Below are 18,112 nucleotides of genomic sequence, written 5' to 3'. Positions count from 1 at the left end.
GCTGCGCTCCTCGCAATGACGAAGGAACATGTATTCCAACCGCTCATGCTGAGCTTGTCGAAGCATCGGCCGCGACGGTCTCGCCAGCACCCCCTTCGGCTGGCTGCTTGCAGCAGCCGCTCAGGACATGCTTCGACAGGCTCAGGGTGAGCGGGGTTGGGTGGATTGGGTTGCGTGCGAAGGCAGCCCTACAAACTCTGCCCGTCATCCACCGTGATGTGCGCACCGGTGATCTGGCGTGAGGCGTCGCTGGCGAAGAACACCATCGGTTCGTCGAGCGCGGTGACATCGGTCAGGCGGCGGCGGGGCCAGCTGGCGATCTGGGCCTTGCCGCCTTCGGTATCGAACCAGTCGCCGGCGATTTCGGTGCTGATATAGCCGGGCTGGATCGTGTTGACGCTGATCCCCAGCCGCACCCATTCCTGCGCGAACTGGCGGCCGAGGTGCTGCACGGCGAGCTTGGTAGCGGCGTAGGCGGCATCGCCCTGCGCGGTCATGTGCGAGGTGATCGAGCCGATCAGGATGACGCGGCCCTTCTCGCTCTGCTTCGAGCCTGCCGCGATCATGCGCCGCGCGCCTTCGCGGGCGGTCAGGTAAACGCCGGTGAAGTTGGTATCGACGACGGAGCGGATGCCTTCCGCCGCAACATCGACTGCACGCCCCGGCACGACGACACCGGCATTGGCGACGACCACGTCGGGCACGCCGAGCGCGGCTTCCGCTGCATCGAAGGCGGCGATGATCGAGGCCTCGTCCGTCACGTCCAGCGCAACGGCGAGAGCCTTGCCGCCGCCTGCGTTGATTTCATCCGCGAGCGCCTGAACGCGGTCCACGCGGCGCGCGCCGATGACGACCGCTGCGCCCTCGCCCGCATAGAGCCGCGCGAAGTGCGCGCCGAGACCCGAAGAAGCGCCGGTAATCAGCGCGATGCGTTCTGCCAGTCGTTTACCCGTCATGCGAACTTGTTATCCCTCGGAAAACCGGTGGGCGGAAGCCGCCCCGCCGCCCCGCGCGCGACCTTCCACGGCAGAAGGTCCTTCTCGGTGCGGGTGCGCCCGCTTTCTCCCCCCATCGCCCACGAAAGGCCATCCGCAAAAGTGAGCGTGATGGCATCGGCGAGGCCGCCGTCCTTGTAGCGCTGAAGAGTCACGCCCTGCCCCTTGCCGAGCAGCGGCACTTCGCTGAGCGGGAACACCACCAGCTTGCGATTGTCACCAATCACCGCGACGTGGTCGTGCTCGGCTGCGATCTCGCGAACCACGGTGAGCTTGACGCCGGGCTTGGTGGTGACAACGCCGCGCCCCTTGCGTGTCTCGGCCAGCAGTTCGTCCATTTCCGCCGCAAAGCCGCGCCCGCTGTTCGCCGCCAGGAGCAACTGCCCCTTGGTCTTGAACACGACGACGCCGATGATCTGCGCTTCGGGATCGATATCGACCATGGTGCGGATCGGCTCGCCGAACCCGCGCGCGCCGGGGAGCTTGTCCGCGCCCAAGGTGTAGAACCGACCGTTGTCGACCGCGAACAGCAGCTTGTCGGTGGTCTGGCAGTGGAGCGCGAAGGCGGGGCCATCGCCTTCCTTGAACTTGAAGTCCGTATCCAGCGCGAGGTGCCCCTTGGCGGCGCGAATCCAGCCGCGCGCGGAAAGGATAACCGTGACGGGCTCCTTCTCGATCATCGCATCCATGCTGAATTCGCGCGTCGGCGCGGCTTCGGCCAAGGTGGTGCGGCGGCGGCCGAGCGGGGTATCCTCCGAGTATTCCTTGCGCAGCGCCTTGAGATCGGCCTTGAGCCGCTTCTTCTGCAGCTTGGGATCATCGAGCAGCGCCTGCAGGTCCGCCTGTTCGACAAGCAGCCCGTCGCGCTCCTTGCGCAGTTCCATTTCCTCGAGCTTGCGCAAGCTGCGCAGCCGCATATTGAGGATTGCCTCGGCCTGCCGGTCGGTCAGGCCGAACTCGGCCATCATGATCGGCTTGGGCTCGTCCTCGGTGCGGATGATCTCGATCACCCGGTCGAGGTTGAGGTAGGCGATGATGTAGCCGCCCAAGAGCTCCAGCCGGTTCGCGATCTTCTCGAGCCGGTGGCGCGAGCGCCGCAGCAGGATGTCGATCTGCGAGATCGTCCATTCCTGCAGCAGCAGCTTGAGGCCGAGCACGCCCGGGGTGCGGTGGGCATCGAGCACGTTGAGGTTGAGCCCGAAGCGCACCTCAAGGTCGGTCAGCCGGTAGAGCGATTCCTTGAGCAGTTCGGGATCGACATTGCGGCTCTTGGGCACGAGCACGATGCGGATCTGGGCGTCGCTCTCGTCGCGCACGTCTTCGAGGATCGGCAGTTTTTTGTCCGCGATGAGCGCTGCCATCTGCTCGATCAGCTTGCCCTTCTGCACCTGATAGGGGATTTCGGAGAGCACGAGCTGCCATTGGCCGCCGCCCAGCTTCTCGATGCCGGTCTCTTCCCAGCTGCCATCTTCCTGGCGCCCGGTGGAGAAGCGCCCGCGCACGCGGATCGCGCCCTTGCCGCTTTCATAGGCGGCGCTGATCGCGGCGCGGCTATCGACCACGAGACCGCCGGTCGGGAAATCGGGGCCGTGGAACACTTCCATCAGCTCGTCATGGGTGGCCGCCGGGTTGTCGATCAGCTTGAGCGTGGCATCGACGATCTCAGCCACGTTGTGGCTCGGGATGTTGGTCGCCATGCCGACGGCGATGCCGCTGGAGCCGTTGGCGAGGAGATTGGGGAACAGGCCAGGGAAGATCTCGGGCTCTTCCTCCTCGCCGTTGTAGGTTGGGTGGAAGGTGACGGTGCCTTCTTCCAAGCCTGCCATGAGGCGCATCGCGGTGCGGGTGAGGCGCGCTTCGGTGTAGCGGTAGGCCGCCGCATTATCCCCGTCGATGTTGCCGAAGTTGCCTTGGCCCTCGACCAGCGGATAGCGCAGCGCGAAATCCTGCGCGAGGCGGACCATTGCATCGTAGACCGAAGCATCGCCGTGCGGGTGATACTTGCCGATGACATCGCCGACGACGCGCGCGGATTTCTTGAACGCGCCCGTGGGATCGAGCCGCAGCTGCTGCATCGCCCAGAGCAGGCGGCGGTGAACCGGCTTCAGCCCGTCGCGCAGATCGGGCAGCGAACGCGCGGTGATCGTGGACAGCGCATAGACGAGGTAGCGCTCCGAAAGCGCGGCATCGAAAGGCGCATCGACAATCGCGTCGAATGGATCGGGCTCGTCCGGTGTGGTGGTCTTGGTCATGGCTGGTGATGCCATAGCAAGCCGGACGGGCCCAAGGGAACAGGCGCGAGGGCGAGTTTACCCCGATGTCTTGGGGATCATCGCTTGTTCAGCCCGGCCTCGCCACCTCTGCGCTCAGTTCCGCAACGCGCAGCTCGCCTTCGCGGGTGTGGCCGCCAAGATCGAGGAAGCGCTGCATCTGGGAGCGCGCGGTATCGGTGAACAGCACGGACTGGAACAGTTCAGCCTCGATCCGGCAGCCTTCGTCGAGCGGCAGGGCAGAGGTTTCGATGGAACGCTTGGCCGCCCGCACCGCACCCGGCGGGAAGCTGGCGATGCGCCGGGCGAGCGCGGTGACATGCGCGTCGATGGCGTCCGCCGGCAATGCGCGGTTGAGCCAGCCCCACTTCTCGGCTGTCTCGGCATCGAGGTCTTCGGCTCCGAGGATGATCTCGATCGCCCGCGCCCGGCCAACGAGGCGCGGCAGGCGCTGGGTGCCGCTGCCGCCGGGGAGAATGCCGATGGGCACTTCCATCTGGTTGATCACGGTCTTGCCAATGACGCCGAAGCGCATGTCGAAGCTCATCGATAGTTCCGCGCCGCCGCCACCGACCCGGCCTTCGATCTGCGCGATGGTGACCTTGTCCATCCGCTGATAGCGCGCGCACATCTCGTGGTAGGTGTTCACATCGCCGACTGGCCCGGCGGGCGCATTCGCCATCGCGATCAGCAGCGCGACATCGAAATGCGCGAGGAAGAAATCGGGGTCCGCGCTCTTGAGCACGAAGACGAGCGCATCGGGATCCGCTTCCAGTTCGATGGAGAGCGCAGCCAGTTCCTGAAACAGTTCCATGGTGATGACATTGATCGGCGGCGCATCGACGACCGCTGTGACCAGCGCGCCCTCGCGCACGACACGCAGCAGCTTGTAGGTATCGTAGGCCATGGCTTGTTCTCCCTCTCCGGTCCCGCAGCATACGCGCGAACGAGAGCCCCGCAACGCGCACTCCTGCTAGTTCAGCGTCGCATCAAACGTGATCGCAAAGCTCGCGCCGGGGGCCAGCGTCGTCGCGGTGGCCGTGAGGGTGCCGGTGAGGAAGGAGACGCCGTAGGGATCGGTCTCGTCCGCGCCCGCCGCATCGTCGTCTTCCACTGTGGTCGCGGTGGCGCAGGTGCCGCCGCTGCGCGAGGAGCCTGCGGTGTAGGTGATCCCGGCGGGCAGCAGGTCGGTCGCGGCAACATTGCTCCCCGCCAGCGTGCCGGGATTGTTCACGAGAATGCAGTAGCGCAGCACCGCGCCGGGGATCGCCTTGGGGTTGGACGTGTTGATGGGATCGGACAGCACGCTCGATGTCTTGCTCACCACCAGCGCAGGCACGCGGGTATTGGTCCAGGTGCAGGTGATCGCGGTTTCGGCAGCACCGATGGTGAGGCCGTCCGCGAGGTTGGTATCCGCCGCACCGGTGCAGGCCACAGTGCCGAAATAGCGGCCGGCGTTGCCGCTGCCGAGCGTTTCGGCGAGCATCACCGTCTCGCCCAGCACAACCGGCGTGGGCGCGGCGCTGGTGACGAGCGCGCCCGCCGTGGTTGCGGTGGCGGCGAGCGTGCCGATTGCCGTTGTCCCGCGCGAGAGTGTGACATTGGCCTGATCGCCAACCGTCGCATCGGCCCACTGCTTGCGCAGGGTGACGCGGCCATCGTTGTCGGTGATCGTGTAGGTGCCGGTGGTCTGCACGGTCGCGCCGCAGCTGGTGGTGTTGGCGATGGTGTAGCCGGTGCCCGCGCTGACCGAGTAGGCGATGGTTTCCGCCGTTTCGACCGCCGTATCGTCGACCACATTGATGCCGAGCGCGATGGGGCTGTTGTAGTACGTGCCCGCAGGGATGGTGACCGTGAACGTGCTGGCATTGCCCGGCGTGGTGTAATCGGTGCCGCGGGTGGCGCTGCCACCGGTGATGTTGACGATCACGTTGATCGCACTGGTCGCCGTGCCGGTGACGAGCAGGGTCGCCATGTTCGCGCTAGGCACACTTTCACCCCCGGTGCTGCTCGCGGCCGAGATCTGCACGAAGGGCCGGAGCGTCAGCTGGATCGCATCGAGAAAATTGCCGAACGAGCCCGTGTCGCTCGTTGTGAACTGCACGCGTTGCAGGCCCGAAGCGCCGTTGTAGGTCGCGGTGCCGGTGTTGACGTTCCACACCTGGTTCGCGGTGGTGGAGGACTGCGTCGCCAGCGTCTGGATCACCGTGCCGGTGCTGGAGGCCACCTGAAAGCGCGCCGTCTGCGTCGCGGGACCGCCCGAGCGCGCCCGGTGTGCAAAGGTCCAGCCGAACGGTTCGCCGTTGATGAGGCAGATGTTCTGGAACAGCGTGCCGTTGGTGTTGGCGTTCATTTCGGCGAACACGTTGCCCTGATACGCAGGCACTCCGTTGAAATTGCTGTCCCACAGTTCGATCTCGCCGGTGGTCGAACTCCACCCCTGCACCGAGGCGATGGGCAGGATCTCGAAGTTTGGCGTACCGGGGCCGGCGGGATCGTTGGCTTCGAACGACGGGTTCTGCAGCGCGCGAAGCTGGGCGTGGGCGGGGGCCGCAAGCAGCATCGTCAGCGCACAAAGCAGCGCCCGGAACAACCACTGCTGCAGCGCCTGACGCAAATTCACTCCCCGATCTGGCCCTTGGTTCGGGCCTAGGGGCATCTACCTAGCGCGCCTCAGCGCCCCTGCATATCCCGCGCCTCTTCCGGCACCCGCACTTCGAGGCCATCAAGCGCGTCGGTCAGCACGATCTGGCAGGACAGGCGGCTGGTACGGGTCACTCCGGCGGCGAGGTCGAGCATATCCTCTTCGTCATCGCTGGCGGGCGCAAGCTTGTCGAACCATTCGGAGGCGACGACGACATGGCAGGTCGAGCAGGCCATCTGGCCCTCGCACGTTCCTTCCAGCGGGAGCCCGGCATTCTGGCCCACCTCGAGCAGGCGCGTGCCCGGATCGGCCTCGCGCACGATGCGCTGGTCCTGCGCGGTGATGAAGGTGACCTTGACCATGGCTACAACGCTCCCTGAGCACCCAACGCCGCATGAATCGCGGCGGCGGCCCGTTCAAGATCCTCTGCCCTGGTATAACGTCCGAAGCCGATCCGGATCGCGGTTTTTGCTTCCCTGTCCGAAAGTCCGAGCGCGCGCAAGACATGGCTGGGCCGACCCGACCCGCTGGCGCAGGCGGAACCCACAGAAAACGCCAGAGTGCGGCAATCCGACATCAGTCTGGAAACATCGAGGCCATCGCGCCGGATGTTGAGATTGCCGTGCCAGCGCTGATCGGCGCTGCCGTTCAGCGTCCAGCCGGGAAACAACGCGCGGGCCTGTTTCCACAGGCTCTCCACGTGCTGTCCATCGCTTTCCCGCAGACTTGTACACAGCGCCGCCGCCGCGCCGAACCCGGCACATAGCGCGGGGGAGAGGGTGCCGGAACGCAGCCCCTGCTCCTGTCCGCCCCCGTGGATCAGCGGCGTGAGGCTCACCCCATCGCGCACCCACAGTGCGCCGATGCCCTTGGGACCGTGCAGCTTGTGGGCGGAAATGGCGATCATGTCCGCACTCGCGGGCGGGGCGAGCTTGCCCGCGCCTTGCACCGCATCGCAGAGGAACAGGGCGTCCGCTGCATGGGCAGCATCCGCGAGCGCTTCAACTGGTTGCACCGTGCCGATCTCGTTGTTGACCTGCATGACGGCGACAAGGCCGGTGCCTGCCGGGATCGGCGTTGCCGGATCGACCAGCCCTTCGGGCGTGACGGGGAGCAGCGTGCAACCGGGATCTACGAAGCGCGCGGTATCGAGCACGGCGGCATGTTCGATGGCGGAGACCGCGAGCCGCTTCGCCCCGCAGCCGAAAATCGCCAGATTGAGCGCCTCGGTCGCGCCCGAGGTGAAGATCACGCGCCCGCCGGACGGAAACAGCGCAGCGACCTGTTCGCGCGCCAGTTCGACCGCAGCGGCAGCGGCACGGCCGGGGCGGTGCGGGCTGTGGGGGTTGGCGAAACCCCCAACATCGTCAGCGCCCGCCAGCCAGCGCAGCATCGCCTCGCGCGCTTCGGGAGCGAGCGGGGTGGTCGCCTGATAGTCGAGGTAGATATTGGCTCGGTCGATCATCCCCTGATCTCCCGCCATGCGGCAAGGAATGCTTCTATCTCGGCTTCCGTTGTCTCGCGCCCGATCGAAACGCGGATCACCTCGCCCGCGTGGGGATAGCCCATCGCGGTCAGCACCGGGCTCGCCTTGAGTGATCCGGAGGAACACGCGCTGCCCGCAGAGACGGCGATCCCCATGCCGTCGAAGCGGATCAGCTGCGCATTGGCGGAGCGCCCGGGCATGCGGTATCCGGCGATGGTGGCAAGGCGCGGCGCAGCTTCGGCAACCACTTCGCCGCCGCCTGTGCGAATGCCGTCGTCAAGCATCTGACGCATCCGTGCGGCCTGCTCCAGCCAATCGCTGCCCGCTTCGAGCGCGGCGACCATCGCCAGCGCGCCGGGCAGGTTTTCAGTGCCGCCGCGATAGCCGCGCTCCTGCCCGCCAGTTGGCCGCAGCAGCGCCCAATCGCGCACCAGCAGCGCGCCCACGCCGATGGGGCCGCCAAACTTGTGCGCACTCACGGCGATCAGATCAGCCGGGGGCAATGCGATCTTGCCAGCGGACTGCGCGCAATCGGCAAGGAGCAGACCTCCTGCCGCGCGCACCGCTTCTGCCACGTCCGCAAGCGGCTGGATCACGCCCGTCTCGTTGTTGACCTGCTGGACCGCAACGAGGCCGTTCAGCGCGCCCTCAACCGTCACCCTGCCTGCACCATCGACCGGCAGACGCACTGCATCACTCGCCCACCGCAGCACGGCTTCGTGTTCCACCGCCGAAACCGCAGCGAGCTGCGCTGCACTGCGCGTGATCGCCAGCGCCAGTGCCTCGCTCGCGCCGGAGGTAAAGATCACTTCGCCCTGCCACCCCAGCACCGCCTTTACTCGCGCCCGCGCGTCCTCCAGCGCCGCACGCGCGGCGCGGCCTGCCTTGTGCGGGCTTGAGGGATTGGCCCAGAGCGCAAACCCTTCGAGCATGGCCTCGCGCGCGGCGGGGAGCAGCGGCGTGGTGGCGGCATGGTCGAGATAGATCGGCGGCATGATTGTTCGCTTTGGCGGGAATGATTGCTTTTGAGGCAACCATTTCTATATAGCGGCCTCTCGCTTTTCCCAGCCCCGGCGTGTTTTGCGGCTCATCAGCCCCTGCGCCCGGCCCGGCAGTTCAGGACAGTCCATGCCCGCAGTCATCTTTCCCGGTCCCGATGGTCGCCTCGAAGGCCGCTTCCAGCCCGCCACGCGCCCCCGCGCGCCCGTCGCGATGATCCTTCATCCGCACCCACAGGCCGGGGGCACGATGAACGACCGCATCACGCAGGCGATGTACAAGACGTTCGTCGCGCGCGGCTTTGCCGTGCTGCGCTTCAACTTCCGCGGCGTCGGCCGCAGCCAGGGCAGCTTCGACAACGGCATCGGCGAACTGTCGGATGCCGCTGCGGCGCTTGACTGGGTGCAGTCGATCCACCCCGAGGCGAGCACGACGTGGATCGCCGGCTACTCGTTCGGCGCCCTCATCGGCATGCAGCTGCTGATGCGCCGTCCGGAAATCCGCGGCTTCATCTCGGTCGCTCCGCCGGCCAACATGTATGATTTCAGCTTCCTCGCCCCCTGCCCTGCCTCGGGCATCATCGTGCAGGGCGCGGCGGATACGGTGGTGACACCGAACGCGGTGCAGAAGCTGGTCGACAAGCTGCGCACGCAGAAGCACATCACGATCCACCACGACGAGATCCCGCGCGCCAACCACTTCTTCGAGAACGAACTCGACGACATGATGCGCGCCGTCGACAACTATCTCGACATGCGTCTCTCGCCGGATTGCCCGATCCGCTGAGTTCCTGAAGCCCCCTCCCCGACGGAGAGGGGGCTATCGGATCAGAACTGCACGCGCTTGGTGTAGCCGCCATCGACGACGATGTTGGCGCCCGTCATCGCGAGGCAGGCCGGCGACGCGGCGAACACGATCGCCCGCGCCAGTTCCTCGCCCGTCGCCATCCGGCCGATCGGAATCTTGGCGAGCGTGGCGTCGTAGAACGGCGTCATCTTTTCCTTGATGTAGGCCCAGGGGCCATCCTCGGTCATGATCGGGCCGGGGGTGATGCAGTTGACGCGGATGCCATCGGGCGCGAGCGCCTGCGACAGGTCCGACGAATAGACCATCACCGCCGCCTTGAGCGCGTTGTAGGGCTGAACGCCCATGAATTCCTCGACCGCGCCGGTCGAGCTCATGCAGATGATCGAACCGGCATCGGACTTGAGGAGATGCGGCTTTGCGGCGGCAACGCCGCGGCGCATCGGCAGGATATCGGCCTGCATCACCGCATCCCAACCGGCATCGCTATCCTCACCCAGATTGGCCGAGGTGAAGCTGATGAAGATATCGCAGCCGCCCAGCGCTTCCGCCGCCTTGTCGACGAAGGCCGGGACCGCTTCAGCGTCGGTGACGTTGAGTGCTTCGGCGTAGACCGTCACTCCGCTCGGCGCGAGTTCGGCAACGATCTTGTCGACCTTGACCTGCGTGCGGCCGCAAACCGCGACATGGCAGCCCTCGGCCGCGAGCGCGAGCGCCACCTGCCGGCCGATCCCGCCATTGGCGCCAACCAGAATGGCCTTCCTGTCCTTGAGCCCCAGATCCATCGCGCAGTTCCTCTTTCGCTGTAGTGAAACAAGACCATGGGAACGGCACGCCGATGCGGCCACTCCCGATTTGGGCAGGGGTGCCCCTCACCCATCCGACAAATGCCGATAATGCTGCCAGCACCCCCAGAGCGCTAGGCCGATCATGATATGGACCGCCGTGATCGGCGGCCAGCCGAACAGGAAGATGATGTTGTTGATGGTCACGTCGCCCGGAAAGGGGCCGCCGCCGAATTCGAGGCCGCGCGTGCCGAAAATCGCGTTGGCGATGGCGGGCAGCGTGAACAGCCAGCCCGCCGTCAGCGCGGACCAGAACAGCCACGCCTGCGCCCGCTCGCCCAGACGGATATAGCCGCCGCCCGCGCCAAGCGCGATGAGCAGGGTGCCCTGGGTGATCCCTTCCATGTGCGCCATGTTCCACGCCCGCCGGTCGCCTCCGATATGCACTGGCACATCGGTGATGATCGGCCAGAGGTCGATGGCTCCCAGCAGGAAGAAGAAATAGATCCAGCCCGCGACCATCGCTGCCGCGATCAGTCCGATTCCGTTGAAAACCAGCAGCGCGCGGCGCCGTTCGTGCAGCATCATGGTCCTCCCCCTCAAGGCCCGCCCTGCCCGCTTGGATGCGGCTTGCGGCGACCCTTTGCGCCAATAGACCACAGGCAGGCGGCTGCGTCATCCAGCCGCGGAAATTTCCTGCACGGCTCGCTTGCGGGAATGACAAGGAAGATGTGGACGAAGCGCCCCTCCCCTCGGCGGAGGAGGGGCGCTTCGAGTTCTGTTCAGAACTTGATCGTGGCTTCGATGCCGAACTGCTGGCGAGGCGCAACCACGCCGAAGTAGAACAGCCCGGCATCCAGCACGTTGGCAAGCCGGCCACCCTTGTTGAGCATATCACGTGCATAGGCCGAAACGCGCAGGTTCTTGATCGTGGAGCCTTCGTGGAGCAGCGCAATCGACGCATCGAGCGTGCCGTAGGCCGGGATCACGTCTCGGCGCAGACCGGTGGTATCGGCGAGCGGCGAGGCGGTGAGATCGTCGATGTAGGCATAGTCGAGCGTGAAGGTCACGCGGTCTGCGCTGCTGATCTGCATCCCATAGTCGACCCCGGCGTTGAACGAGTATTTCGGCGCGCGGCGGAAGTTGCGCTGGCCCGAAACATTGAGGAACTGGCCGGGATTGGCGAGGTCGGGGATGAGGAACGAATTGTACTTGGCGTTGAGATAGCCGCCCGAGGCGCGCAAGGTCAGATCAGGCGTTGGCCGTGCCTGCATTTCGAGCTCGATGCCCCAGATGCGCGCCGAGGCCGCATTTTCTACCACCGTCTCGGTGCCGGCACCGGCAGCGCGGATGATGTCTTCCTGCTTATTGCTGTATTTCACATAGAACACGGTGGGATTGAAGCGCAGCTTCCCGCCCATGAGGTCGCTCTTCACGCCGCCTTCAAAGCTGTCGACGCGTTCGGGGTTGTAGGGCCCGATCGAGGTGGGCGAGGTGGCGCGGCCATTGAACCCGCCCGAGCGGAAGCCGCGCGACCAGCTGGCATAGAGCATGGTGTCCGGGTTCGGCTTCCAGTCGAGGATGACGCGGCCGGTGGGATCGCTGAAGGTCTTCTTCGCCGCCGCGCTGAACGCGCCGGGCACGGTGAAGTCGATGTTGAAGTCCTTCGTTTCCCACGTGTAGCGCCCGCCGACGGTGAGGCGGACGTTGCTGCCCAGCTTGATGATAGATTCCGCGAAGACCGCGAAGGAATCGAGCTTCTGCCCCGCGGTAAAGCTCTGCGCCGGGCCATTGAGCACATAGACCTGCGCGGCGCGGGAGCCGTTATAAGGGTAGGGCTGGATGAAGTAGTCGGTGTGCAGGTAGTAAGCGCCCGCGACGATGTCGATCCGGTCGGTGAGGTTGCCGCTGACGCGCACTTCCTGGCTGAACTGCTTGTACTTCTGATCGCGCGCCGCCACGAACAGCGGCAGCGAAACGCCGGGCGCCACGGGGATCGGCGGCGCGCCGGTGTTTTCCTCGAGCAGCGAGTCCGTCGTGTCGCGGTAGCCGGTGATTGCGGTGAGCTTGAAGCCGCCGAGCTTGGCGTTGATTTCGAGGCTGGTGTTGATCCCGTCGATGAAGCTCTGGAACGGGATCGTCGAGTTGGCGAGGGTGTAGTTTTCCTTGGCCTGCTTGAGATAGCCTTCGGACGCGCAGCCAAGGCCCTGAAGCGGGGGAATGCCGGCGAAGATGGCCTGCGTGAAATCGCAGATATTGCCGCCCGCGCCGAACGGCAGGCCGCTCGCCGTGGTGAGGTTGACCGTCGAGGGGTAGGCGGAGCGGTCCTTCTGGTAGTCCACCGAAAGCAACGCCGTGGTATCCGGCCCGAGATCGAGCAGCACCGAGCCGCCTACGTTCCAGAAATCGCGGCCCTTCTCGCGCTCGCCGGTATAGCGGTTACGGGTGAAGCTGTCGCTCTTGCGCAGGAGGCCAAACAGCTTGATCGAGGCAACATCGCCGATCTTGGGCAAGTTCACCACCGCATCGAGATCGTAGGTGCCGTAGCTGCCATATCGGCCATGCAGCGTGGCGCCGAGCTCACCGGTCGGCTTGGTCCGGCGCATCGAGATCGTGCCGCCGATGGTGTTGCGCCCATAGAGCGTGCCTTGCGGACCGCGCAGCACTTCGACGGATTCCAGATCGAAGAAATCCACGTTGGCGCCGGTGTTGGTGCCCAGAAACACGCCGTCGATCGAGATGCCGATGGCCGGGTCGAAGGTCTTTTCAAGGTCGGCAAAGCTCACGCCGCGGATCGAGGCGGCCAGTGCGTTGCCCGCGAAGGAAATGCGCGCGAGCTGCACGTTGGGGAGGAACTTCTGGATGTTCTGCACATCGAGCAGAACCGAGTTCTGGATGATGTTCGAATTGAGCGCGCTGACGGACAGCGGCGTATCCTGCAGCTTTTCGTTGCGGAAGCGGGCGGTGACCACGATGTTATCGACCGCGCCGGCATCGGTTTCGCTCGCGGTCGTGCCGGCCGTGCCCGCAGCATCCGGCTGAGCCTGCGCCATGGCCGCGGCGGGCATCAACGCACCGCCAATCATCATGAGTGTGAACAAGCGCGCTCTATTGGCGCGTGCCAATTGCTTCATGCTGCCTCTCCCCAAATGCTTTTGTATCGGGTCGATCTGGCGCAAGGCCAAAAAGCCCGTGGAGAGAAGCTGAACCCCATCCGGCCTCACGGCCACTGCGGATTTGATTAGGGGTTAGGGTGCACGCCAGCGAACGCGTCGCAGCCGTTTCAGAGCACGAAGTGATCGCCCGCCGCGCGAACTGTGACTTCTGAAATCGAGACGCCCCACGGCTGGTTGATGGCGTGGATGATCGCATCGGCAATGTGATCCGGCGCGAGGCTCGCGTAGTCGATCGAGTCCGGCTCGAGCCGCTCTGCCGGGAAGGTTCCGGCACCCATCTGCTGCACCATGTCCATGAAATCGGGCATGTTGTGCGCGACGATCCCGACGCCGGCGGCGGGGTTGATAACCGTGCCGGAAAGCCCGGTGGTGGGCACCCCCGTCGGCTTGATCGTGGTGACCTTGATCTTGCCCCGACTTTCAACGCGCAGCGATTCCGAGAGGAAGTTCACGGCGGATTTGGACGCGCCATAGACCGCCGCGCCGATCACCGGAAAGTTGCCATAGATCGAGGACAGGTTGACGATCTGGCCGCGCCCGGCCGCGATCATCGGATCATAGGCGGCGACCATGCCGTTGAGCACGCCCTTGATGTTGATATCGATGCAGCGCTCCCACGCCGGGTAGGCCGCTTCGTGATCGGAAAAGAACGCCAGCGGCATGATGCCTGCGTTGTTGATCATCACATCGATGCCGCCATGCGCCTCTGCCGCGCGGGCGACGAGCGCCTTCATCGCCGGCAGGCTGCGCACATCCGTCTCCACCGCGATCGCCGCGCCGCCCGCGCTGGTGACGGCATCGGCCGTGGCCTGCGCGGCGGCAAGGTCGATGTCACCGCAGGCCACCTTTGCACCGAGCGCTGCCGCCTTCTGCGCAACGAGGCGGCCAAAGCCGCCACCCGCGCCGGTGATGACGATGGACTTGCCGGCGATGTGGTTGGTCATGTGCATCTCTCCCGGAAATGGTTTGGTGCCGGTTTAGCAGGCCAATTCCGGTTTCCAAGCAAAGGCGCGTTGGCGCGATCAGGCGCCCTGCATCTCGGCGAGAAAGCGCTTCCAGTTGGCCGGGGTGACGACCTCCTCGTACCGTGCGGTCTGCGCAGGGTCCATGAACTCGATCATGAAGCAACCGTCGACCCAGACTTCGACGAGATCGAACAGGCCATTGCCGCGATCGCAGTGCCGGGCCTTCCAGCCGGCATCCTGAGCGATGCGCAGGACTTCGTCGGCGCTGCGAGCGACCGAGATCGCAAAGTGGACTTCGGTCTCGCGCACAGCCTTGCTGCCGGCGCGCCAGTTGCCCTGATCGGCTTCGTAGCGCAGCGGCGCTCCGCGCGGTATGACCTCGAGCTCGATCGCGCCGTCGCCAGACCAGGCCATCCAGGCATCGGGGCCGCCGGGCGGGAACGGGATCGCCTCACCGCCCATGATGTTCGCCAGCACTTCGGCGGCAAAGCGGGGATCGTCGGCGGGCATGCTCGCGTGGACCAGTTTCATGGCTGTTCTCCTTGTGATTCGGGCGCATTCCGGCCCAGCAGGATGGCAATGGCTTCGCTCGCAGCGCGGCCGGCCTCCGCCCCGTCAAAACCCCAGAAATCGCGCAGGACGGCCCAACAGTAGGCACTGTCGAGCAGTTGCAGCACGGCGGCGCGGCGACGCGCGACATCCGCCGGAAGACCGGGCAGCGCATCGGCGACGCAGGCCATCGCCGCTGCGGTGCGTTCCTCGTTTGCACGCAGGCGCACTTCCAGCCCGGCGTCGGAAAAGGCCGAAGCGCGCACGAGATTGGCGTGCTCGTCGAACTGCGGGAACAGGTATTCGGGCGTGGCAATGATCTCGTCCGCCGTGCGCGGAAAGCCGCGCGAGCGGACCCGGGCCTGCATGCGCGGCCAGACCGCTTCGATCAGCCCCTCGCGTGTTTCGAAATGCCGGTAGATCGTGCGCGTGGTGACGCCCGCGCGGCTGGCAACGTCTGCGACCGTGAGCGGCGCCATGCCGGCTTCGGCCATGAGGTCGATCGCGGCATCAAGGATGCGCTCGCGCGTCATGTCCTTGTACTGCTGCCGGATGGATGTCGCACTATGAGTCGTCATGTCACACTGTGTGACATTACTTGCGCAGATGGTCAAGCCGCGGGGCGCGGCGGGTGCCTTATTGGGGGAAGGTTAGCGCTGGGCGCTGGCGGCGAGGGTCTGGCCGCCAGTCGTCGGCAGTGACCAGATCACGACATTGGTGATCATCACTGCGGCGAGGATGGCCATCAGCGCGGGGCGCTGGCGTTCGCCCTTGCGCCACAGGAACACCGCGCCCGCAAAGAGCGCGAGCGCGGTGAGCATGGCAAGGGAAAGGGCAGCGTCGGTCATTCCGTCTGCAAGATCAGGACTTGAACAGGCCCGAGGCGAGGCTGCCGAGATTGCCGAGCGGGCTCTCCCCGTCCTTGCCGCCGAGCAGGCTGCCGATCATGTTTGCGGCATCGGGGTGCTGGGCCAGCGTGGTCGCGAAGCTGGCGAGCGAGCCCTCGCCCCCGATGTGGCCGACGATCTGCTGCAGAATGCCCGCATCGATGCCGGTATTGGCGGCGGCGGTCTCCACCGTATCGGTCGGCGCGGCGTGACCGGCAGCAAGTCCGGCGATCGCGGTTTCGACCATTGTGGGATCGATGCCGACCTTGGCAGCGAGGTTCTTCACATCGACGTTGCTGCTGATCTGGCCGAGGATCTGATCAAAAATGCTCATGCGCCGCGCTCCCGTTGGGGTGGAGTGCGCAGACTAGCCGATGCCGGACCGGAAGCCATCCTCAATCTGGCGCGGCGGGCGGAAACCTGCGCCGCGCTGCTAGGGGCATGGACCGGGGCCGGAACAGGGCCGGGGCCGGGGCGCGCCGCAGACCGCCTTGCTGACGATGCGCGCCGCTACCCCCCGCCCCGGTTATCTCATCAGATCACGATAGCATCCGGATGGACATTGTTCAGCGTGAGCGCCTGAACGTGGCCGGCGGCATCGTTCATCAGGAAGGTCGTGCCATCGGAGGCCCCGCCCTTGACCTCATAGTAGCTGCCCTTGCCCGGATTTGCGGCGAGGAACCGGGCCATGGCGTTCACGTCTTCCTGCCCATCGATGAAGTAGGAACCGGTTCCCTTGCGGCTCATGCCGAGGGCACCGAAAATATCATCGAAGCCGGTGATGCGGACGCTGTCGCCATCCGTGAAGGTGAGATCGGTGACGATGACCCACTGCCACACTTCCGAAACGCCATGACCGCCGCTGAAGGCAATCGGCGAGAAACCTTCCGCCGAGCGGAACACGAACTGATCGGAACCCGCGCCGCCGGTCAGCGAATCCTGCCCGCCGCCGCCCTTCAGGATATCGTTGCCATCGCCGCCATAGAGAAAATCCTTGCCCGCGCCGCCGTAAAGCTGGTCGTCACCAGCGCCGCCCAGGATGACATCCTTGCCAGCACCACCCGTAATGACGTCCGCACCGGATGAACCGGTAATCAGATCGCTGCCCTTAGTTCCGTTTATCGTCGCCATTGTATTCTCCAATACTCTAATCGCCCGCGCTCATGACGCCATTTTACGGAATTAACGCCCGATAAATTGAAATTATTAATTCCATTTTGAGCATACCATGTTTGATCGTTACTTCACTATACGTGGTAACCGAGTCGGTATTGGCCGTGATCGGATCAGGCGGCACAGGGGAGTGCTTGTGGCGCATCGGGCATAGCCGCGCGGTGATGGTCCGACGCACGGAAACAGGTTCAGTTCCGAAGCAATTGGCGGCGCATCACCCGCTGCGCCGCGCCCGCGCGCTGGAGGCGGCGGACACTTCGCGGTGCGGGCACAAAGGCACGCGAATCGGTGCGTATTGGAATGAACCGGGCCAGCCAGACCCGCGCAGGCTCGTCGAACCAGACGAGAACAGCCCAGGCCGCGGCCAGCAGAAACGGCACGAGCAGCAGAACCGTCCAATGGTTGCCCGCCACGCCGCCAGCATACTTCAGCGCGCCTGCCGTGAGGGCGAGCAGCGGCACATGGGTGCCATAGAGCGGATAGGAAAGACGGCCGAGCAAGGCGCCGCCGGGCAGCACCTTCTCCTGCCCGGCGGCGATGGCGACCAGCAGCACCGCAGGCATGCACACGAGCACGATCAGCAGTTGCCAGCCCAGCAAAGGCAGCGGCAGAATGAGGAAATAAACGAGCGTTGCCAATGCCATGACCGCACTTGAGTGGCCCATCAGCGGTATGCCGGCACGCACGCGGTGCAGCAGCAACCCGATACCGAACCCGAACCCGACCCGCGCCGCACCGCCTGCCAGCGAAACCGCCTCCCAACCGATATGAAGCGTACCGAAGTGGAGGCCGAGCGAGACGAGGAACCCGGCGCTGACTGCCACGAGGAGGCACAGCAACCGGGTGCTGCGCCCGGCGAGGAAGGCCGCCCAGATAAGGTTGATCGCGATCTCGAAAAACAGCGACCACAGCGGGCCATTGGCGGGGAACAGTTCCCACCCCGTCGCCCTGCCTTGCCACAGTTTGGGGAGGATCAGCAGGTTGAGCAGGTTGGCGCCGACCACTTCGAACAGCGGATCGGAGCGGGCCGGCGCGGCGAAGGCGCGCGCAACGAGATAGGCGCCCCCGGCGAGCGCGCCGAGCATGGCCACGGGAGCCATGCGGACCAGTCGCCGGGCAGCGAATCCGCCGAAGGTCATGCCGCTTTGAAGGCGCGCCTCATAGGCTTCGGCAATGACGAAGCCACTGAGCATGAAGAAGAAATCAACCGCAAGGAAGCCGTTGGGCAGCAGCATCGGCCCGCCGCCCCGCGTACCGATGTGGAAGACGAGCACCGCCACAGCGGCAACACCGCGCAGTTCATCGAGCAGGCGATAGCGTTCGTGGCCGCCCATCGGCAGGGTTCTCCTTGGTTCGCACCGTGAGGCGCAAGAAGGCCC

At 65.5% G+C, this 18,112-nt stretch carries 18 protein-coding genes; 1 reads left to right on the top strand and 17 read right to left on the bottom strand.

The features are described from left to right. Window positions 1–188: 188 nt before the first annotated feature. The 7 genes from NSE01_RS14040 to NSE01_RS14010 form a co-directional block, all read right to left on the bottom strand. Window positions 189–956, bottom strand: a complete 768-nt coding sequence (locus NSE01_RS14040; RefSeq protein ID WP_147160265.1) for an SDR family NAD(P)-dependent oxidoreductase — start codon at window positions 954–956, stop codon at window positions 189–191. Beyond that, on the bottom strand, window positions 953–3,247 hold the full coding sequence (gene parC, locus NSE01_RS14035) for a DNA topoisomerase IV subunit A (RefSeq protein ID WP_147160264.1): 2,295 nt from the start codon (window positions 3,245–3,247) through the stop codon (window positions 953–955). Before parC ends, NSE01_RS14040 begins: the two co-directional genes overlap by 4 nt. Window positions 3,248–3,335: 88 nt before the next feature. Beyond that, window positions 3,336–4,172: an enoyl-CoA hydratase/isomerase family protein gene (locus tag NSE01_RS14030; protein ID WP_147160263.1), complete on the bottom strand. Its 837-nt coding sequence runs from the start codon at window positions 4,170–4,172 to the stop codon at window positions 3,336–3,338. 66 nt (window positions 4,173–4,238) lie between these two features. Next, window positions 4,239–5,888 (bottom strand): DUF11 domain-containing protein, encoded by a 1,650-nt coding sequence (locus NSE01_RS14025; protein WP_170233846.1) that lies wholly within the window; start codon window positions 5,886–5,888, stop codon window positions 4,239–4,241. Between the two features lie 50 nt (window positions 5,889–5,938). Next, on the bottom strand, window positions 5,939–6,271 hold the full coding sequence (locus NSE01_RS14020) for a 2Fe-2S iron-sulfur cluster-binding protein (protein WP_147160261.1): 333 nt from the start codon (window positions 6,269–6,271) through the stop codon (window positions 5,939–5,941). Window positions 6,272–6,273: 2 nt separating this feature from the next. Continuing rightward, entirely contained in the window at window positions 6,274–7,374 is a 1,101-nt protein-coding gene (locus NSE01_RS14015; protein ID WP_147160260.1) for a cysteine desulfurase family protein, read from the bottom strand. Continuing rightward, the gene (locus NSE01_RS14010; protein WP_147160259.1) at window positions 7,371–8,390 is read right to left on the bottom strand and encodes a cysteine desulfurase family protein; all 1,020 of its coding nucleotides are present in this window, start codon (window positions 8,388–8,390) and stop codon (window positions 7,371–7,373) included. Before NSE01_RS14010 ends, NSE01_RS14015 begins: the two co-directional genes overlap by 4 nt. Before the next feature lie 133 nt (window positions 8,391–8,523). Between NSE01_RS14010 and NSE01_RS14005 the strand changes: the two genes are divergently transcribed. Next, a complete protein-coding gene (locus NSE01_RS14005; RefSeq protein ID WP_147160258.1) occupies window positions 8,524–9,180 on the top strand; it encodes an alpha/beta hydrolase in 657 nt (218 codons plus the stop codon). Between the two features lie 41 nt (window positions 9,181–9,221). Here NSE01_RS14005 and NSE01_RS14000 read toward each other — a convergent pair whose 3' ends face one another. The 10 genes from NSE01_RS14000 to NSE01_RS13955 form a co-directional block, all read right to left on the bottom strand. Then, complete coding sequence (locus NSE01_RS14000; protein WP_147160257.1) at window positions 9,222–9,983, bottom strand: SDR family NAD(P)-dependent oxidoreductase; 762 nt, start codon at window positions 9,981–9,983, stop codon at window positions 9,222–9,224. A gap of 87 nt (window positions 9,984–10,070) precedes the next feature. Further along, a complete protein-coding gene (locus NSE01_RS13995) occupies window positions 10,071–10,571 on the bottom strand; it encodes a styrene oxide isomerase (protein WP_218033277.1) in 501 nt (166 codons plus the stop codon). 194 nt (window positions 10,572–10,765) lie between these two features. Then, complete coding sequence (locus NSE01_RS13990) at window positions 10,766–13,117, bottom strand: TonB-dependent receptor (RefSeq protein ID WP_147160256.1); 2,352 nt, start codon at window positions 13,115–13,117, stop codon at window positions 10,766–10,768. 149 nt (window positions 13,118–13,266) lie between these two features. Next, window positions 13,267–14,103: an SDR family oxidoreductase gene (locus NSE01_RS13985; protein ID WP_147160255.1), complete on the bottom strand. Its 837-nt coding sequence runs from the start codon at window positions 14,101–14,103 to the stop codon at window positions 13,267–13,269. A 78-nt stretch (window positions 14,104–14,181) separates the two neighbouring features. Next, the gene (locus tag NSE01_RS13980) at window positions 14,182–14,655 is read right to left on the bottom strand and encodes a hypothetical protein (RefSeq protein WP_147160254.1); all 474 of its coding nucleotides are present in this window, start codon (window positions 14,653–14,655) and stop codon (window positions 14,182–14,184) included. Beyond that, window positions 14,652–15,251: a TetR/AcrR family transcriptional regulator gene (locus NSE01_RS13975; protein WP_147160253.1), complete on the bottom strand. Its 600-nt coding sequence runs from the start codon at window positions 15,249–15,251 to the stop codon at window positions 14,652–14,654. The genes NSE01_RS13980 and NSE01_RS13975 overlap by 4 nt, the downstream gene beginning before the upstream one ends. Before the next feature lie 72 nt (window positions 15,252–15,323). After that, window positions 15,324–15,521 carry a hypothetical protein gene (locus tag NSE01_RS13970; RefSeq protein WP_147160252.1) on the bottom strand — a complete coding sequence of 66 codons (198 nt, stop codon included), beginning with the start codon at window positions 15,519–15,521 and terminating at the stop codon, window positions 15,324–15,326. A gap of 13 nt (window positions 15,522–15,534) precedes the next feature. Next, window positions 15,535–15,894, bottom strand: coding sequence for a hypothetical protein (locus NSE01_RS13965; protein ID WP_147160251.1), 360 nt, complete (start codon window positions 15,892–15,894; stop codon window positions 15,535–15,537). Window positions 15,895–16,094: 200 nt separating this feature from the next. Continuing rightward, window positions 16,095–16,691 (bottom strand): calcium-binding protein, encoded by a 597-nt coding sequence (locus tag NSE01_RS13960; protein ID WP_147160250.1) that lies wholly within the window; start codon window positions 16,689–16,691, stop codon window positions 16,095–16,097. A 230-nt stretch (window positions 16,692–16,921) separates the two neighbouring features. Then, entirely contained in the window at window positions 16,922–18,067 is a 1,146-nt protein-coding gene (locus NSE01_RS13955) for an acyltransferase family protein (protein ID WP_147160249.1), read from the bottom strand. Window positions 18,068–18,112: the final 45 nt, after the last annotated feature.

The sequence above is a fragment of the Novosphingobium sediminis genome, assembly GCF_007991615.1.
GTDB lineage: Bacteria > Pseudomonadota > Alphaproteobacteria > Sphingomonadales > Sphingomonadaceae > Novosphingobium > Novosphingobium sediminis.
Note: the sequence above shows the minus strand (reverse complement) of the source record. Positions and strands in the feature narration are given on the sequence as shown.

Bases quoted from the DNA above. Each gene is read 5' to 3' on its own strand.
- NSE01_RS14040 (WP_147160265.1), bottom strand. From the start codon at position 956: ATGACGGGTAAACGACTGGCAGAACGCATCGCGCTGATTACCGGCGCT.
- parC (WP_147160264.1), bottom strand. From the start codon at position 3,247: ATGACCAAGACCACCACACCGGACGAGCCCGATCCATTCGACGCGATT.
- NSE01_RS14030 (WP_147160263.1), bottom strand. From the start codon at position 4,172: ATGGCCTACGATACCTACAAGCTGCTGCGTGTCGTGCGCGAGGGCGCG.
- NSE01_RS14020 (WP_147160261.1), bottom strand. From the start codon at position 6,271: ATGGTCAAGGTCACCTTCATCACCGCGCAGGACCAGCGCATCGTGCGC.
- NSE01_RS14015 (WP_147160260.1), bottom strand. From the start codon at position 7,374: ATGATCGACCGAGCCAATATCTACCTCGACTATCAGGCGACCACCCCG.
- NSE01_RS14010 (WP_147160259.1), bottom strand. From the start codon at position 8,390: ATGCCGCCGATCTATCTCGACCATGCCGCCACCACGCCGCTGCTCCCC.
- NSE01_RS14005 (WP_147160258.1), top strand. From the start codon at position 8,524: ATGCCCGCAGTCATCTTTCCCGGTCCCGATGGTCGCCTCGAAGGCCGC.
- NSE01_RS14000 (WP_147160257.1), bottom strand. From the start codon at position 9,983: ATGGATCTGGGGCTCAAGGACAGGAAGGCCATTCTGGTTGGCGCCAAT.
- NSE01_RS13995 (WP_218033277.1), bottom strand. From the start codon at position 10,571: ATGATGCTGCACGAACGGCGCCGCGCGCTGCTGGTTTTCAACGGAATC.
- NSE01_RS13990 (WP_147160256.1), bottom strand. From the start codon at position 13,117: ATGAAGCAATTGGCACGCGCCAATAGAGCGCGCTTGTTCACACTCATG.
- NSE01_RS13985 (WP_147160255.1), bottom strand. From the start codon at position 14,103: ATGACCAACCACATCGCCGGCAAGTCCATCGTCATCACCGGCGCGGGT.
- NSE01_RS13980 (WP_147160254.1), bottom strand. From the start codon at position 14,655: ATGAAACTGGTCCACGCGAGCATGCCCGCCGACGATCCCCGCTTTGCC.
- NSE01_RS13975 (WP_147160253.1), bottom strand. From the start codon at position 15,251: ATGACGACTCATAGTGCGACATCCATCCGGCAGCAGTACAAGGACATG.
- NSE01_RS13970 (WP_147160252.1), bottom strand. From the start codon at position 15,521: ATGACCGACGCTGCCCTTTCCCTTGCCATGCTCACCGCGCTCGCGCTC.
- NSE01_RS13965 (WP_147160251.1), bottom strand. From the start codon at position 15,894: ATGAGCATTTTTGATCAGATCCTCGGCCAGATCAGCAGCAACGTCGAT.
- NSE01_RS13960 (WP_147160250.1), bottom strand. From the start codon at position 16,691: ATGGCGACGATAAACGGAACTAAGGGCAGCGATCTGATTACCGGTTCA.
- NSE01_RS13955 (WP_147160249.1), bottom strand. From the start codon at position 18,067: ATGGGCGGCCACGAACGCTATCGCCTGCTCGATGAACTGCGCGGTGTT.